This window comes from Flavobacteriales bacterium (assembly GCA_025210805.1).
In the GTDB taxonomy this organism is placed as follows: Bacteria; Bacteroidota; Bacteroidia; order Flavobacteriales; family CAJXXR01; genus JAOAQX01.
In genome coordinates this window covers 17,959-32,506 of the sequence record JAOAQX010000017.1, presented here as the reverse complement: position 1 = coordinate 32,506, position 14,548 = coordinate 17,959, and the positions used below count along the sequence as shown (strand labels likewise).

14 protein-coding genes are annotated in these 14,548 nt (G+C 33.8%); 10 read left to right on the top strand and 4 right to left on the bottom strand.

The window, feature by feature from the left end:
• The first annotated feature begins 394 nt into the window (after positions 1-394).
• Genes N4A45_06775 through rluF form a run of 4 tightly spaced genes read left to right on the top strand, consistent with a single transcriptional unit; the run spans position 395 to position 5,063 of the window.
• Positions 395-1,147, top strand: a complete 753-nt coding sequence (locus tag N4A45_06775) for a hypothetical protein (protein ID MCT4664921.1) — start codon at positions 395-397, stop codon at positions 1,145-1,147.
• A complete protein-coding gene (locus N4A45_06770) occupies positions 1,132-3,534 on the top strand; it encodes a M1 family aminopeptidase (GenBank protein ID MCT4664920.1) in 2,403 nt (800 codons plus the stop codon). The genes N4A45_06775 and N4A45_06770 overlap by 16 nt, the downstream gene beginning before the upstream one ends.
• 3 nt (positions 3,535-3,537) lie before the next feature.
• Entirely contained in the window at positions 3,538-4,326 is a 789-nt protein-coding gene (locus tag N4A45_06765) for an SDR family oxidoreductase (GenBank protein MCT4664919.1), read from the top strand.
• Between the two features lie 5 nt (positions 4,327-4,331).
• Positions 4,332-5,063: a 23S rRNA pseudouridine(2604) synthase RluF gene (gene rluF / locus N4A45_06760; protein ID MCT4664918.1), complete on the top strand. Its 732-nt coding sequence runs from the start codon at positions 4,332-4,334 to the stop codon at positions 5,061-5,063.
• Positions 5,064-5,155: 92 nt separating this feature from the next.
• Here rluF and N4A45_06755 read toward each other — a convergent pair whose 3' ends face one another.
• The 4 genes from N4A45_06755 to N4A45_06740 all read right to left on the bottom strand — a co-directional run bounded on the left by N4A45_06755 (position 5,156) and on the right by N4A45_06740 (position 9,294).
• The gene (locus N4A45_06755; GenBank protein ID MCT4664917.1) at positions 5,156-5,413 is read right to left on the bottom strand and encodes a hypothetical protein; all 258 of its coding nucleotides are present in this window, start codon (positions 5,411-5,413) and stop codon (positions 5,156-5,158) included.
• Between the two features lie 106 nt (positions 5,414-5,519).
• Entirely contained in the window at positions 5,520-7,229 is a 1,710-nt protein-coding gene (locus N4A45_06750; GenBank protein MCT4664916.1) for a hypothetical protein, read from the bottom strand.
• 7 nt (positions 7,230-7,236) lie between these two features.
• On the bottom strand, positions 7,237-8,409 hold the full coding sequence (gene mnmA, locus N4A45_06745) for a tRNA 2-thiouridine(34) synthase MnmA (protein ID MCT4664915.1): 1,173 nt from the start codon (positions 8,407-8,409) through the stop codon (positions 7,237-7,239).
• Positions 8,410-8,502: 93 nt separating this feature from the next.
• Positions 8,503-9,294, bottom strand: coding sequence for a class I SAM-dependent methyltransferase (locus N4A45_06740; GenBank protein ID MCT4664914.1), 792 nt, complete (start codon positions 9,292-9,294; stop codon positions 8,503-8,505).
• 223 nt (positions 9,295-9,517) lie between these two features.
• Between N4A45_06740 and N4A45_06735 the strand changes: the two genes are divergently transcribed.
• The 6 genes from N4A45_06735 to N4A45_06710 all read left to right on the top strand — a co-directional run bounded on the left by N4A45_06735 (position 9,518) and on the right by N4A45_06710 (position 14,385).
• On the top strand, positions 9,518-10,072 hold the full coding sequence (locus N4A45_06735) for a sigma-70 family RNA polymerase sigma factor (protein MCT4664913.1): 555 nt from the start codon (positions 9,518-9,520) through the stop codon (positions 10,070-10,072).
• 9 nt (positions 10,073-10,081) lie between these two features.
• The gene (locus N4A45_06730; GenBank protein MCT4664912.1) at positions 10,082-10,312 is read left to right on the top strand and encodes a hypothetical protein; all 231 of its coding nucleotides are present in this window, start codon (positions 10,082-10,084) and stop codon (positions 10,310-10,312) included.
• 186 nt (positions 10,313-10,498) lie between these two features.
• On the top strand, positions 10,499-11,542 hold the full coding sequence (lpxK, locus tag N4A45_06725; GenBank protein ID MCT4664911.1) for a tetraacyldisaccharide 4'-kinase: 1,044 nt from the start codon (positions 10,499-10,501) through the stop codon (positions 11,540-11,542).
• 110 nt (positions 11,543-11,652) lie between these two features.
• Positions 11,653-12,630 carry a CPBP family intramembrane metalloprotease gene (locus N4A45_06720; GenBank protein MCT4664910.1) on the top strand — a complete coding sequence of 326 codons (978 nt, stop codon included), beginning with the start codon at positions 11,653-11,655 and terminating at the stop codon, positions 12,628-12,630.
• A 179-nt stretch (positions 12,631-12,809) separates the two neighbouring features.
• Positions 12,810-13,172 carry a BlaI/MecI/CopY family transcriptional regulator gene (locus N4A45_06715; GenBank protein ID MCT4664909.1) on the top strand — a complete coding sequence of 121 codons (363 nt, stop codon included), beginning with the start codon at positions 12,810-12,812 and terminating at the stop codon, positions 13,170-13,172.
• Positions 13,165-14,385, top strand: a complete 1,221-nt coding sequence (locus N4A45_06710) for a M56 family metallopeptidase (GenBank protein MCT4664908.1) — start codon at positions 13,165-13,167, stop codon at positions 14,383-14,385. Before N4A45_06715 ends, N4A45_06710 begins: the two co-directional genes overlap by 8 nt.
• The last annotated feature ends 163 nt before the right edge of the window (positions 14,386-14,548 follow it).

Below are 14,548 nucleotides of genomic sequence, written 5' to 3'. Positions count from 1 at the left end.
TGAACCATCCCCCTTCCCCCCTTCTAAGGGGGCTTATTCTGATTCCCCTTTGAATAGCTTGTCTTTATTTCTTTTTTGAGGTATTTCGTGGTAAAACATCCGCTTTCCCCCCTTCTAAGAGGGCTTATTCTGATTCCCCCTTTGAATAGCTTGTCTTTATTTCTTTTTTGAGGTATTTCGTGGTAAAACATCCGCTTTCCCCCCTTCTAAGAGGGCTTATCCTGATTCCCCTTTGAATAGCTTGTTCCGATTTTTCGGGAGGGCTTATATCAGTGAGTAAATTAAAATCAAAACAGTATGACTCGAACACACTTTTGAGGGTGAAATCTTTAATTTTATCCAAAAGGTTTTCCAAAGGTCTTTCTTTTCCTATCTTTGAGTCAAAAGAGCAAAGATGAAAGCAATAAAATATATTGGGTTAAGTTTAAGTATCTCACTTTTATCCCTAAATTATAACTGTGGAGGAAATCCAGAATCTCAAAAGCAAGTAACCGAAGCAAGAGCACCACAAAAAATCAATCAAACCGTAAATGGGTTAAAAGAAGGTCTTCATGTGGCAAAAAACGACGCAGGGCAATTCCGTAGGAAAATAAACTTTAAGGCAGGAAAAAGGCACGGAAAAAGTTATGATTACTATGATGACGGAAAACTAAGGGCTGTAATTGATTACCAAGAAGGACAAAAGCATGGTGAAGCAATTTGGTATTTTGATGGTAAAAAAGTTTTTAGAATCAATCGTTATCAAAATAATTTAAAACATGGGGCTCAAGAAAAATTTTATAAAAACGGACAAGAATTAAGTGTTTTAGAGTTTTATGAAGATCAGCCAGGAGTAGGGTTAAAAGAGTGGACAGAAAATGGAACTCCTCTATTATCTACCACAAATATCGTCCTAAAAAAACAAGGAAACAAACTGGTAGCCACCTTAGATTCGGGAAACGAAAAGGCGGATTTCTATTATGGAAACCTCACAGAGGGGAAGTTCTTAAACAATAAATTACTTGATATAACCGCCACAGAAGGAGAGGGGATAATCAAAAAATCTAGACTTAAAGATCTCAACGAAATTACTATTACGGCTAAATATAGCACCTATCTTAAAAATTCTAGAATCATCACAAAAACGGTAAAATGGTCAGAAATATAATCTTACTCTCACTTTTAAGTATTTCTTTGGCTTATGCCCAAAAGAATACCTGTCAAGAATTTAAAAGTCCAGCTTCTTTTCCGCTTTCAAGCTTAGAAAGTATTGGGAATAATTCACGCTCAGATACTTTTGATATCACCAATTATACAATTCGTTTAGACTTGATGGAGGGAAATCAAGATATACTGAAAGCAAACACCAAGATTTCTTTTAAATCACTGATGAATGCACAAAATAGCATCCGTTTTGATCTAAAAAATCTCACAGTAGATTCGGTGTTTTTTGGTTCTCAAATTGCGTCTTTCTCTCAAGGAGGAGAAAACATTCAGGTTGATTTTCCAAGTACGATGGATGCACAAGATTCTGCTAAAATCACACTTTTTTACCATGGAACGCCTGTGGTGGATGGTAGTGGCTTCGGAGGTTTTGACTTCGATGGAAATTATTGGTACAATCTAGGAGTTGCATTCCAGTTTCAGCCTCACACTTTTGGAAGAGGTTGGTTTCCTTGTTTTGATAATTTTGTTGAGAGATCTACCTATAATTTTCAAATAAAAAGTCCCAAAAACTTTAAGGCTTACGCCAATGGAATCAAGATACAAGAACAAGTATATAATGATTCAATAAGAGTAACAGAATGGGAAACTCAAACAGAATTTCCCACCTATCTAGCATCTGTTGCCGCAGCACCTTATATAGAAATTCAAGATACTTTTACCAGTATTACAGGGAGAAAAGTACCGGTTCAACTTTCTTGTTTGTTGTCAGATTCTATGAATTTAGTCAACTCTTTTGAGCATCTTCAAAATGCTTTTGATGCTTTTGAAGCAAAATTTGGGTCTTATCGATGGGAACGAATAGGTTATTCTGCAACACCCGTGGGAGCCATGGAGCATCCTGGAAACATAGCTTACCCAAAGAACTTAATCAATGGAAACCTGCAAGGAGAAAGCATTATGGCTCATGAACTCGCTCATCATTGGTTTGGAAATTTAATGACTTGCCATAGAGCAGAGGAAATGTGGATCAACGAAGGTTGGGCAGAATATCTTTCCTTTTATTTTGAAGAGGCCGTTTATGGTAAAGAGAAATACCTTGAAGTGATTAGAAATAATCATTTGAATATGCTAAAAACAGCACATATAATAGATAACGGATATCAGATTTTGGCAGAAATGCCTCAAAATGTTACCTATGGAAGACATACATACAATAAAGGAGCCGATGTCATTCATACCTTGAGGTCTTATATGGGAGATAATCTGTTTTTTTCGGCACATAAAAATTTATTGGATCAGTATGCCTTTAACGATATTCAATCTACGGAGTTTAGAGATTATTTAAAAAACAAAGGCTTTACCGATGCCGATTCTTATTTTGATGCATTTATTTTTCAAAAAGGTTGGGCTCAATTTGATTTTGGAAAGTGGCAAATATCGGCTCAAGGTAGCCAGTGGAAAACCAATTTTAGCTTAGTTCAAAATCTAAAAGAAGCCTCAAATCTTTATCAAAATGTACCCCTAACCATTACTTTTTATGATCAAAATGGACAAGAAGAAAAGCACCAAGTAAAAGCAAGTGGTTTAGAAACAGATTTTAGCTTTGTGAGTTCTATAAAACCATATTTTGCAAGTATCAATGAAGACGACAAAATTAGTTTAGCAAGTTTTCATTATGTAGATTGGATCAAAAACACAGGCTCAAAAAGTTATTCGGCTATAGATGCAAGAATAAAAACGACCCAAATTGCCGATTCTACCCGTTTTTATATCCGTCAAAACTGGGTGAAGCCTGCGGGGAACTATCATGAGGATCGTTTTATTATTTCACCAGATCGATACTATAATATTCAATTATTACATTCCAATGGTTTTGAGGGAGAATTGGAACTCAAATACAATGGAAATAGCGAAAACACCAAGGATTATGGTTTGATGCAATACAATACAACAAACCAATATGATGAAAATCAAATTTGTGTACTGTATCGTGAAAATGGTGAAAAAGACTGGAAACTTTATCCCGATTTTGAACTTCAAACAGGATCTTTATGGAGTAAATCTGGAAAAGTAAAAATAAAAAATCTAAAAAGCGGTGCCTATGTTTTGGCTTTCAACAAATGGCCAATAGGACTGGAAGAGTTTAAAGCTCAAGATTGGACTATTTCTCCAAATCCTAGTAACGGGCAGATAGAAATATTCAGCCATAAAGCTTTAGATAGTTTATCTTTGTATGATCTCAATGGTAAATTGATTATGAGTTTTGCAAAAATGGATGCTAATTCTCAGAAAAACATTGATTTATCGGCTTTAGCCAATGGAATGTACTGGTTAAAAGCTCAAAAAGGAAATCACATTATTAGTAAAAAAATTGTACTAAATCGTTAAAAAATGAATTTAGATCTTAGAAATAAAAGAGCCGTAGTTTGCGGTTCATCACAAGGAATTGGTTTAGCCACAGCACAAGAACTTGCCAGCATGGGAGCCAGTATTTGTTTAGTAGCCAGAAATGCCGAAAGACTTGAAGAAGCAAGAAAAACCTTGAGTACAGAGAATGGTCAAGAGCACCACTTATTATGTGTAGATTTTTCAAGACCAGATGAGGTAAAGGAAATCGCTCAGGAATATGCTCAAAAGGTATCAGATATCCATATTTTGATAAACAATACAGGAGGTCCTGCAGGTGGGCAAGCGATAGACGCAGATGTAAGTGAATTTTTAAATGCTTTTTCTATGCATTTAATTTGTAACCAACATTTGGCACAAGCTTTTAGTCCACAAATGAAAGAAAACGGATACGGAAGAATTGTAAATATTATTTCCACTTCCGTAAAAATTCCTTTAAACGGTTTGGGTGTTTCCAATACCATTCGTGGAGCCGTAGCAAACTGGAGTAAGACTCTAGCAAACGAGTTAGGAAAATATAATATTACCGTAAACAATGTTCTTCCTGGGGCTACAGAAACCGTAAGACTCAAGAGTATCATAGAGAATAAGGCAGCAAAAACAGGAAATTCTTATGAGGAAGTAGAGAAAAAGATGCTTTCGATTATCCCAATGCAAAGATTTGCTCAAGCCCAAGAAGTAGCCAATGCCGTAGCATTTCTATGTTCGCCAGCAGCTTCTTATATCAATGGAATTAATATTCCTGTGGACGGAGGAAGAACAGGATCACTATAATTCTTATGAGTGAAAATTTAATAAGAATCAATAAATACCTCAGCGAAATAGGGTATTGTAGTCGTAGAGCTGCCGATAAACTGCTGGATCAAGGGAGAATAACCATTAATGGTGAAAAACCATTAATGGGAACTAAAATCTCACCAAGTGATGAAGTTTGTGTAGATGGAAAGCCTGTGAAAGCCAATAAAGAAAAGCCTGTTTATATTGCATTTAACAAGCCAAAAGGAATTGTGTGTACCACCGATACTCGTGTGGAAAAAGACAATATCATCGATTATATTGGGCATCCAAGAAGAATTTTTCCCATAGGAAGATTAGATAAACCAAGTGAAGGGTTGATTTTACTTACAAGCGATGGCGACATTGTGAATAAAATCCTGAGAGCAAGAAATAATCACGAAAAGGAATATATCGTTACCGTAAATAAATCGGTCTCAAAAAGCTTTCTTAGAAAAATGGCAAATGGAGTCCCGATATTAGATACCGTAACCCGAAAATGCCATGTAGAGCAAATAGGACGAAAAACGTTTAAGATAATTCTTACGCAGGGGCTTAATAGGCAAATTCGTAGAATGTGTGAATATCTAGATTACCGAGTAACCAAGCTGAAAAGAGTTCGAATTATGAATATAGAGCTCGATATTTCTTTAGGAAAATGGAGAGATTTGACTCCCAAAGAACTTCGGGATTTGAATAATCTATTAAAAGATTCTACTAAAACTTTCGATGAGTAGCGTGTTTATACGCTTTTCGATGAGTAGTTTTTTATTTTAATCAGCATAAAAAAAAGCCTCCATATTGGAGGCTTTTTTTAAAAGTGTTTTGTTTAGTTACACGTATAAGTAGTAACAACTTTTTGTTTTAGTTCTCCAACACCTTGTTCTACAGTTACAACAGGGTTGTCTTTGATTTTGTCTAGTTCATCTCCACAAATTTCTTGAGCGGAAACAGTACTCGTACTAACTTGTTCTCCATTTAGATATTGAACGACCTTAGCTGAGCATTTTTCACAGGATTCTTGACAAGATGTCATTAAAAAAGCAATTGATAAAATTCCTGCAATTTTTAAAATAGATTTCTTCATTTTGAAATAATTATAAATTTGAATCAAATATAATATTTTTTTTCTACTTATACAATAATTGAGGACTTAAGCTTCATGAAGAAAGTGCTTTAGAAGATTGATTGTATTAAAAACGATCGATATAATCCTGAAGATTCTCTTTCTCCAAAGCCAGTTTTTTCTTTAATCGGTAGCGAGCTTTTCGAACACTTTCTGGGGAAATTGCTAGTAAATCTGCTACTTCATCAAGGCTTAGTTTGAGCTTTGAAATCATAAACAGTTTTTTCTCACTTTTAGTCAAGTTTGCATGGTGTAGTTTGAGTTTCGCTTCTACACCTTCAAATACTTGATTGTATATTTTCCTAAACTCACTCCAGTCGTCTTCTGTTAATATTTTAAAAGCCAAGAGTTCATCCACCATTTTTATTTTCTCGGTGTTTCCACTGGCAGAGAATTGATCCATTTCTTTAAGTTTTTCTACTTGTTCAAGCAGTTTTCTTATTTGGGCATTTTTCTCAATGATTAGTGTGGTGATTTGGCTTAAATGTTCTCTGTTTTCGTCAAGTTCAGAACGAGCTCTTTCCAACTCCATTTTTGCTAAAGCTCTTTTAGATTCCAAAAGTTCCTTTTCCTTTTCCACCAGTTGTTTACTTTTTCTAAGTGTTCTTGCCAATAGAAGAAGAACCCCGATGAGAAGTACTAAAAACACAGATACAATCCAAAATCTATTTTCTTTAGCATCTATTTCTTCTTTATAAAACGAAATGAGTTTTCCCTGCCTTTGAATTTTTTCTCGGTCTTCTACGGCTTGAAGGTTGTTCTCTTTTCCAATTTCATAAATGGAGTCCGATAAAGTATTGTAGATTTTTACGTATTCGCTTGCTTTTGTAGTATTCTCATTTTCAAGAGCTAGGAGTACCATTTTTTTCATGATATCAGCCTGCTCTTGTGCATAATGATGTTCTTTACTGAGTTTGTAAGCCTCTTCTAAATACTTTAAGGATTCATTATCTTTTCCTTGTTTGGACTGAAGGGTCGCCATTTTTTTCACAATGGCAATTCTTAGGTTATTATCTTGAGAATGAGATAGTTCTTTGAATGCTAGTTCTAATTGACGTATCGCCGAGGCAAATTTTTGCGTTTTTTCAAACAGTTTTGCCTGTTCTAAATATATGGAGGCTTGTGTATTACGATCTCCTATTTCCTTGGCATATTTTAAGGCATTGTTTAAAAAATTGGAAGCATTTGATTGTTTGTTTTCTAGCTGATGATACTTCCCTTGGAGATAATAAGCTTTCATTAAACTTTCTGGACTGTTTTCACTAATTCCATATTCAAATACATCTTGAACATAAGTAGTAGCAAACGTACTTTGATCTAAGTCCAAATAAATATTTCCTAAAAGAAAATTGGTTTCAAAAAGTGCTTGTTTTTCGTTGTTTTTTTGGAAAAAATCTCTGGATTTTACCCCAAATTGAATCGCCTTATTATGCTTTTTAAGGATTTGGTAGTTTTTAGCAAGTTTAAGCTCTAGATGATGCAAAACTTTTTTATTACCATGAATTTTCATCCATTCATAAGCATCTAAATAGTATTTTAAACTGGTTTTTGTTTGTTTTTTTTGAGCATAGTAATCACCAATTTGCTCAAACATCAGCATTGTGTGTTCAGCAGATTGTGCCTTTTCTTTTACTTGGGTATTTATCGCACTTTCTTGAGGATTTTTATCCAAAAAAGGCTTAATCCAAGAAAAACTCTTTTTTTCTTGAGCTTGAAGTGACCAAAAACTTGATAAAAAAATTAAAACAAATAAAAAAAGCTCCTTTTTTCCTTTCATAAAATTATTAAGCAAATATTACACCCGAACCAATAAGTTCGTCTTTGAGATACCAAGCTGCAAATTGACCTTTGGCAATCCCTCTTTGTGGTCTATCAAAGATAAGGTATAAATTTTTATTGTTTAAATATAGTGTGCATTTCTCTAGCTCCTGGCGGTATCTTATTCGTACTAAAAACTCCTTAGATTCCCCTTCTTTGAGTTGCATATCTGGGCGTACCCAATGAATCTCACTTTCTTGAATTTTTAATCCATTTCTAAATAAACCAGGGTGATTTTTTCCTTCACCAACATAAACGATATTCTTTTGTGTATCAGTAGCTATTACAAAAATAGGTTCTACTTTTCCTCCAATACCTAGTCCCTTTCTTTGTCCTATTGTATAAAAGTGAGCTCCGCTGTGTTTTCCTATTTTTTTTGCCGAAAATTTCTTAAAATCATAAGGACTAGAATTGTCTTCTAAAGTGTCCGATGCTTTTTTAGAAAATTGAGGGTCATCTGGGAAGATTTCAAAAACATTTCCTTCTTTTGGCTGTAGCTGTTGCTGAAGAAAATCGGGTAATTTCACTTTTCCGATAAAGCACAAACCTTGCGAATCTTTTTTCTGAGCAGTTGCCAATCCTATTTTTTCTGCCAAAGCTCTTACCTCAGATTTTTGAAGATGCCCGATAGGGAAGAGCGCTTTTGAAAGTTGCTCTTGGCTTAACTGACAAAGAAAATAACTTTGATCCTTATTATTGTCTGCTCCTGCTATGAGTTGATAGGTTTGATTGCCATTTACTTCAATGCTTTTTTTCTGGCAATAGTGACCTGTTGCCACAAAATCGGCATCCAGTTGCATGGCCATTTCAAGGAAAATATCAAATTTTATTTCACGATTACAAAGTACATCTGGGTTTGGTGTGCGTCCTATTTCGTATTCACGAAACATATAATCTACGATACGTTCTTTATATTGCTCACTAAAATCAATGACCTGAAAAGGAATTTCTAACATTTCGGCAACAGCCAAAGCGTCGTTACTATCTTCTATCCATGGGCATTCATGATCTAAAATTACGGAATCATCATGCCAGTTTCGCATAAAAATTCCAACAACATCATATCCTTGTTCTTTAAGTAAATAGGCGGCAACACTGGAATCTACCCCACCCGAAAGTCCTACAACTACTCTTTTCATATATCTGAATAAAATGATCCTTGCATCATTGCAAATATCTGATGCAAAATTATGAAGAAATAAACGTTTGAGAAGTGTCTCATCAAGGATGATTTATCGCTGGGCAATGAGCGCATATACCATGGGGATTTTTTCTTCCAAACCTTTTATTTGATATCGTTGTGGAGCTGTTTCTATGATATTATCAAAACAAGGATAAGGCGAGTAATCGTACTCAGAAAAATGTTTAATCTTCATTCCTGTATCCAATAATCCTTTGAAAACCGCTTCCAAAGCATGATTCCAATAAACGAATTCTAACTTTTCTCCACCAGCACCATCGGTATAGGTTTCAGAGGAATCTTGCATAGCTCCTTTATTGAAATAAGAGAAAGAGATTTTTTTGAAAGAATCATCGAACATCCACACAACAGGATGAAACTCTATCAAAAGTAATTTGCCTTTCGGTTTTAAAAAAGAGTGAACTATTCCAGCCCATTGGTGTAAATCGGGCAACCAACCCAAAACTCCGTAAGAAGTGAAAATATAGTCAAAATTACCCTCAATTTTTCCTTCAAGATCCAGTACATCAGAACAAATGAATTCTATATCTATTTGGAGTTTTTGAGCGAATTTTCTAGCCTGTTCAATGGCTTTGTTAGATAAATCTACCCCAACAACTTCGGCACCCATTCTTGCTAATGAAAGGCTATCTTGCCCAAAATGACACTGTAAATGAAGAATCCTTTTTCCTTGGATATCTCCAAGTAAATCAAGTTCAATAGAATTTAAGGAAGTTTTACCGTTCATAAAGGCAGGGATATCATAAAAGTCTGACTGAATATGAATTTCGGTTCTTCTGTTCCAGGATTCTTTATTTATTTCAAGATGATTTTTGTTATTCATAACGGTTTTTGTAAAATAAATTCTTTTTTAAAAAATAAGAAACTCTTGTTTTTATACTGATACTTCCCGAATATTCCCAAATTTCACTGCATTTATAGTTGATTTTTAATGACTTATCGGCTTATGGCTAAATTAGATTAACAGACACGAGGAATGGTATTAGGTGTTTGAAATTACAAATAAAATCAATATTTTAATATATTTGTGTAAACAGCAAAGGAATATGATGTCTAAGGTCAATGAGAAATTTAATACATGGGTAGATAATCATTCGGATTATCTATTCAATTTTGCTTATTACAGAGTTGATGATCGTGATATGGCTAAAGATTTGGTTCAAGAAACCTTTTTAGCAGCCTATAAAGGGTTTAGTAACTTTCAAGGGAAATCTTCGGAGAAAACTTGGTTAACTTCTATTCTCAAAAGAAAAATATATGATCATTATAAAGAGAAAAGCAAAAAACAAAACACAAATTCTATTGCTTTTTTTGAGGAAGAAGGAAAGAGTCAAGGAATGTGGAATCATGAAAATGCCCCAAAGGATGTCAATTTTGGAGCAAAACAAATGGATAATGAGGAGCTAAAAAAGATCATTGCCTATTGTTTATCTTTGCTTCCGCCAAAAGCAGCCTCTGTTTTTAAGCTAAAAAATGTATTACATTATGATTCGGAGGTTATTTGTAATGAATTGGAAATAAGTAAGTCTAATTATTGGGTCTTGACTCACAGAGCAAAGCTCTTGATGAGATCTTGCCTTGAGGATAAATGGTTGAATTAAAAACGTACTATGCTAAAGTGTAAAGAAATAACTGAACTCAGTAATCGTGTTGTTGAGGGTGAAAAACTCAGCATGGGAACACGTATGCAAATGTGGATGCATCTAATGATGTGTAAGTATTGTGGTAGATACCACAAACATAATAAACAGTTGCAGGCTCTTTTTAATAGATTAAAAAGTGCTGTACCGAAGTTAAGTGAAGCAGAGAAAACAAAAATAAAGGAGCGACTAAAGGAATAAGTTTTTTTAGTTCCTCAAAAGTATTGAGCACATTCTTGATGATACAAGTTTGTGCTTTTTTTGTGAAAAAATGATTCATTCCTTTTTCGCAAAAAAAGAAATTCAATTTTGTTAAAAAGATTTTTGCAAGGGTTTTAAGTCGAAAAAAATCACCATTTTTGCAAGAAGACTCAAGGTATTCCATCTATGCAGAAATTTAGGCTACTTCTTTATCCATTTTCTCTTCTCTATAACTTCATTACTACGCTTAGAAATGTGTTTTATCGTTATGGTATATTCTCTACCCATGAATCCGGTACTCCTTTAATTTGTATTGGAAATTTAAGTACAGGAGGAACAGGGAAAACACCTCATACAGAAATGTGTGTAAGGATGTTGGAAGGGAATAAAATAGCCATTTTGAGTAGAGGTTATAAAAGGAAAACTAAAGGTTATTTATTGGCTGATAGCCATACCACAGCAGAAGAGATAGGAGACGAGCCTTTTTTGATGAAAAGAAAATTTCCTCATGTAGATGTAGTGGTAGATGAAGAAAGAAGGAGAGCAATAAGGAATTTGGTGAGTGATGTACGTCCAGACTTTATTGTGCTTGATGATGCGTTTCAGCATAGAAAAATTCAACCCAATCTCAATATTTTATTGACAGATTATCATCATCCTTTTTATGATGATTTTGTGCTTCCTGCGGGGAATTTGAGAGAAAATCGTTTTGGAGCTCAGCGTGCAGATATCGTTATCGTAACGAAATGTCCTGAGGTTTTAAGACCGAATCAGAAAAAAGAGATTTTTGATAATATAAGAAGCTATACAGAGGCAAAAGTGCTTTTTTCAACCATTAGTTATGGTAATCTAACCAGTGTTTTTAACCAGGAAATACTCGAAAAAAATCACCATTTTGAACATTGTATTGCCTTAACAGGAATTGCAAAATCTGATTTATTTGTGAAGAAAGTAAGAAATATTTGTGAACAAGTTCAACATCACAAATACGCAGATCATTATGATTTTCAAGAAATAGATATCAAAGAATTAATTTCTTATTTTGAGCAAATCAACCAAGAAAACAAAGCCATTATTTGCACAGAGAAAGATGCAATTCGTTTATTAAAATTTGAACATTTATTTAAAAATATACCCATTTTTTATTGGCCAATAGAAATTGACTTAAATGAAAAAGATACTAAGTACCTTAACGAAAAATTATTAGCTTTACCAGAAAGTATTAAATAATACCAATTACTTGCTAAAATTACTCACTAATATCACAGTGTTCATCATTAAACTTTAGCAATGTATCGGCATTAAACCAATAGGTAATTAAACACCATAAATGGCATAAAATGATTCAAAGAGATTTTCTAAATTTACATAGTAACCGTTCTAATGCAGGAATAGGACTTCCTGTGCTCATTATTTTAATGATTATTGGAAATATTATATTCTCAATACCCTTAATTATTTTAGCAGTAAGTCATTTGGATTCCGATAGCTTTAATGCTTTGAAGGATGGGAATCTCTCTGCAGCTTTTAAAGGGGCTGATATTAATGGTAATTTACTTTTGGCCGTACTGGTTTTTACCTTTTTAGGATATCTGATTCCTTTAGTAATGGTGATGAAACTCATTCATAAAGACCGATTTAAAAGATTGATTTCCTCCTATTCTAAAGTCGACTGGAATAGAATACTTTTTGCAACTTTTATCTGGTTTATTTTTAGTGCTCTTATTTCAGTTGTGGACTATTATTTTATTGCTGGACCAGAGAACTACGTCTTCCAGTTTGATTGGAAAAATTCTATTGTATTACTTTTCTTAGCTTTCCTGTTGATTCCTATACAAACTTCAACGGAAGAATTTGTGTTTAGAGGATATTTAATGCAGTTTTTGGGTAAATATTTTAGAATTCCTTTAGTTCCTATTTTTATTTCGGGTGCTTTATTTGGGCTTATGCATATTCAAAACCCTGAAGTTCATGAACACGGTGTAGGCTGGATGATGACTTATTATATTGGTGTAGGAATTCTACTTGGGCTTATTGTTTTTATGGATAATCGTTTGGAATTGGCTCTGGGATATCATGCTGCAAATAATATTTTTTCGGCAGTTTTTGTTAATTATGAAAACTCTGCTATTCCTACCGATGCATTTTTTCTTACCAAAGAAATGAATGTGCAAGATGGAATCCTTCCTTTCTATGTCGTATCCATTATATTGCTTCTTATTTTTCAAAAGAAATATCAATGGAAAAATTGGTCAGCCCTTTGGACACCACTTCCTCAGATAAAAACGGAAGAGGAAGTTGATAAAATAGGGGCTTAACGAATAGATTTCATCCTAAATCTCTTTATTGATACTTGAATATTCGTTGTGTATCGTCATTCGGTTTATGAGAAAATAGATCTTATGAATGGATCATTTGGGAACAATATTCAACTAAATATTTCGTTTAAACTAAAAAGTTAGTTATATTTGCTTCATACAATCAATAAAGTATCTTTATGAGTATCAAGATGACAGCCGCAGAGGAGGAGATTATGCAAATAATTTGGGAGCAGAAAGAAGCTTCGGTTAAAGAGATTCATTTAATTATTTCCAAAAAGAAAAAAGTAGCCGTTACCACAGTTTCTACAATAGTAAGAATACTGGAGAAAAAGGGATTTGTTGATTTTGAAAAAAGTGGAAGAACCTATTATTATCATCCCAAAATAGCACGATCAGCATACAAAAAGAATATGTTGACTATGCTTATGGAAGATTATTTTGGAAACTCGAAACAGCGATTTTTGTCTTTTTTTATGAAAGAAAACGAAGTAGAAATAGAAGACATTGAAGCGCTCCTAAAAGAATTAAAAGATGAGTAATTTATTGATCATAAACTGGGTATTGTTTCCCGTATTTATCTGGGGGCTCATGTTTGGGCTTTATCATATTTTGTTGCGTAAAGAATCAAGTTTTGTCCATAACAGAATAATTTTGATTTCTATTCTGCTATTACCTATTCTAATGAATTTTTCACCCAATTTTTGGGTAATTGAGAGTGAAGTTCCTACAATAATTTTACCTGAGATTCTCCTAAATACAGACCAAATAAATACTTCAAAAGGTTTGAGTTTTAATTTCTGGTGGTTGTTTTACGGTTTGGGTGTTTTCGTTCAAATTTCAATTGCCATTTATCAAATTCATCAAATAGGGAAAATGATCCACCTAGCCCAAAAGAAAAAGGAGTATTGGGAGTCTGAAAAAAGAGAGGCCTTTTGTTTTTGGAAATGGATCGTGATTGGTAAACAACTTCCACAAAAGGAAGTGATCCTTGCTCATGAGAAAATCCACAAACAAGCATTTCATAGTTTGGATTTAAGTATTTTGATGCTTTTGAGGACGTTCTTTTGGTTTGTTCCTATCTGGAATTGGGTAGAGAAATTACTCAAGGAAAATCATGAGTTTTATGTAGATCAAAAAATTTTAGAACAATTTTCTTATACCGATTATTTACAAGTGTTTGCAAAGAGCGCTCATATTCCAACAAAGGAAATGCAAAGAAGCTTGGTGAATAGTCATTTTACTAACTTCAAAAAAAGAATCTTTATGATGAAAAAAGAGAAAACTACGAGCCTATGGAAAACAGGCTTGGTTGCATTTTCGGTAATTGGTTTGTTAGGTGTCAATGCGATTTCTTGCGAAACTCCCGAAATAGAAAATCACCGCCAAGAAGAAGCCTCAGAAGCGGAATATGCTCATTTGCCTACAACCGATAATTACCAGAAGGTAAATGCAGAAATTATGCAACAGATAAGCACTGGATTTAAGTATCCTGAAGCAGCAAAAAAAAGAGGTGATTCTGGAAAAATCTTTATCCAATTTGTTATTACAAAGGAAGGAACCTCAAAGAATTTAAAAGTACTGCGTGCAAAATGGGATCAAGGTCAAGAAAACGTACCAGAACTTCTTGAAGCAGGAAAGGAAATGGTACGTAAACTGAAAGTAACACCTTTAACTGTTGATGGAAATCCTGTAGCGGTTAAATACGTGCTTCCTATTAATTTTAAGCTCAAAGAAAAACCTAAAAAAGAATAGATATTGCTCATTGATGCTCCGAATTCAATAGAGGAATGGGGTATTCAAAATTTATTTGAAAATATTTTCAGCAATATCCTTTTGGTTATTAAGTCATTATTAAATAATGGTAAAAAAATAGTCCCGCAGGTATACGCAAATCCAAAAGGCTTCTTATATTTGC